At 70.6% G+C, this 2,560-nt stretch carries 2 protein-coding genes; both read left to right on the forward strand.

Going from position 1 to position 2,560, the window contains the following annotated elements; genetic code table 11:
• Window positions 1-235 precede the first annotated feature (235 nt).
• Window positions 236-1,435 carry a galactose-1-phosphate uridylyltransferase gene (gene galT, locus RTM68_RS18240; protein ID WP_312173703.1) on the forward strand — a complete coding sequence of 400 codons (1,200 nt, stop codon included), beginning with the start codon at window positions 236-238 and terminating at the stop codon, window positions 1,433-1,435.
• Window positions 1,432-2,560: galactokinase (gene galK, locus RTM68_RS18245; protein ID WP_312173704.1), on the forward strand; the 1,129-nt coding region annotated here is incomplete at its 3' end. The genes galT and galK, both read left to right, overlap by 4 nt.

Consider the following 2,560-nt stretch of genomic DNA (forward strand, 5'->3'; position numbering starts at 1 on the left):
AGGACTGTCGTTGACGACGCGCGACACGGTCTGCCCCGAGACCCCGGCGCGTGAGGCGACCATCGCCATCGAGACTCGTCCGGACGAGGGGCGGCGTCGCCGCGGAGATTCCGTTCCACGCAGGAGGTCGTCGTCCATCGGCGCCCCTCCTTCGACCGTTCAGAACTCAGCAATGTTGACGTTACCACGGCGGTGTGCGTACCATGTTTACGTGAACACGCACGATTCTGCTGAGATGCGAACCGAGACCCTGTCCGCCGGAGTGGTCAAGCGGGCGACGACGCTCGCCGACGGCCGTGAGCTGATCTACTTCGACGACCCCGGCACGACCCTCGGAGACGAACGGGGCGTCGACGCGCGCACCCTCGATCCCCGGGGTGAGACCGCCTCGATGCGACTCGACGTGCTGACCGGAGACTGGATCACGGTCGCCGCCAACCGGCAGAACCGCGTGATGATGCCGAGCGCCGACGCCGACCCGCTCGCCCCGCAGTCGCCGACCAACCCGTCGGAGGTGCCCTCGCGCTACGACGTCGCGGTGTTCGAGAACCGCTCCCCCGCCTTCGGCCCGGCACTCGCCGAGGCCGTCGGCATCTCCCCCGCGGCGAGCAACGCCCCGCGCGGACTCGACGACCTCGCAGCGCTCGGTCTCGGACGCACCCGCACCTCGGTCGGCCGATGCGAGGTCGTGTGCTTCAGCCCCGAGCACACCGGCTCGTTCGGAACGCAGTCGGTCACGCGCGCACGCACCGTGATCGAGGCGTGGGCCGACCGCACCGCCGCCCTGTCGAAGCTCCCCGGCATCGAGCAGATCTTCCCGTTCGAGAACCGCGGTGAGGCGATCGGCGTCACGCTGCCGCACCCGCACGGTCAGATCTACGCCTATCCCTACGTGACGCCTCGCACGACGCGCGTGCTCGACTCGATCGACCGCACCGCCCCCGATCTGTTCCAGCGCATCCTCGACTTCGAGCAGGACTCCGAGCGCGTCGTGTTCCGCGGCGAGCACTGGACCGCGTTCGTCCCCTTCGCTGCCCGCTGGCCGCTCGAGGTGCACCTGATGCCGCACCGCCACGTTCCGGACTTCGCCGAGACGACGGATGCCGAGCGCGATGAGCTCGCTCCTCTCTACCTGCGCCTGCTCCGCGGTGTCGACGCGCTCTACGACACCCCGACCCCGTACATCGCCGCCTGGCATCAGGCTCCGGTCAACGTCGGCCGCGACAGCGTGCGCCTGCACCTGCAGCTGACGAGTCCTCGGCGGGCAGCCGACAAGCTCAAGTTCCTCGCCGGTTCCGAGGCCGCCATGTGGGCCTGGGCTGCAGAGGTCACCCCGGAACAGGGCGCCGCCCGCATCCGCGAGGCCATCGCCACGGCCGACGCCGCCGCATCGAACACCGCCGCATCGAACACCGCAGAAGAGGCATCCGCATGACCATCGCCACCACCCACGACGCCGCGACCGCTCTGTTCACCGCACTCACCGGCGCCGCGCCGGCCGGCGTCTGGTCGGCCCCGGGGCGTGTCAACCTCATCGGCGAGCACACCGACTACAACGAGGGGTTCGTGCTGCCGTTCGCGATCCCGCACCGCACCGTCGCGGCTGTCGGCACCCGTGACGACGCGCGCATCCGTGTCGCCTCGACGTTCGCGGACGCGCCTGTCGAGGTCGCGATCGACGAGCTCGACGACCTGTTCCCCACGCCGACCGGGGAGACGCCCGCCGTTCCCGAGTGGGCCGCGTACCCGCTGGGTGTCGCGTGGGCTCTGCGCCAGGCGGGCACGACCGGATCGGGACTCGACATCGCGATCGCCTCCGATGTGCCCGTCGGCGCGGGCCTGTCGTCGTCGGCCGCGATCGAGGGCGCCACGGCATCCGCCCTCAACGATCTCTGGGACGCCGGCCTCGATCGCACCGCTCTCGCACGCATCGGTCGCCGAGCGGAGAACGAGGCCGTCGGCGCTCCGACCGGCATCATGGATCAGATGGCCTCGATGCTGGGCCAGCCCGATGAGGCGATCTTCCTCGATTGCCGTTCGCTCGAGGCCGTGGTGGTGCCGGTGGGCATCGCCGAAGCCGGACTCGCGATCCTGGTGATCGACACGCGCGTGAAGCACGCGCACTCCACCGGCGGGTACGGCGAGCGTCGTGCCGCCTGCGAGCGCGGGGCAGCCATCATGGGCGTCCCGAGTCTGCGCGACGTGTCGGTCGACGATCTCGCCCGCGCGGAAGAGCTCATGGACGACGTGACCTTCCGCCGCGTGCGCCATGTCGTCACCGAGAACCAGCGGGTGCTCGACACGGTCCGCGTGCTGCGCGAACAGGGCGCCCGCGCGATCGGCGACCTTCTCGTGGCCTCGCATGCGTCGATGCGCGACGACTTCGAGATCTCCGTTCCGGAACTCGACACCGCCGTCGAGACGGCCCTCGCCGCCGGCGCGCTGGGTGCGCGCATGACGGGTGGCGGATTCGGCGGCGCAGCCATCGCGCTGATCGAGCAGGATGCCGTGCAGCGGGTGTCGGATGCCGTCACCGCCGCGTTCGCCGACGCCGGATTCA

Source organism: Microbacterium sp., from assembly GCF_031988965.1.
GTDB lineage: Bacteria > Actinomycetota > Actinomycetes > Actinomycetales > Microbacteriaceae > Microbacterium.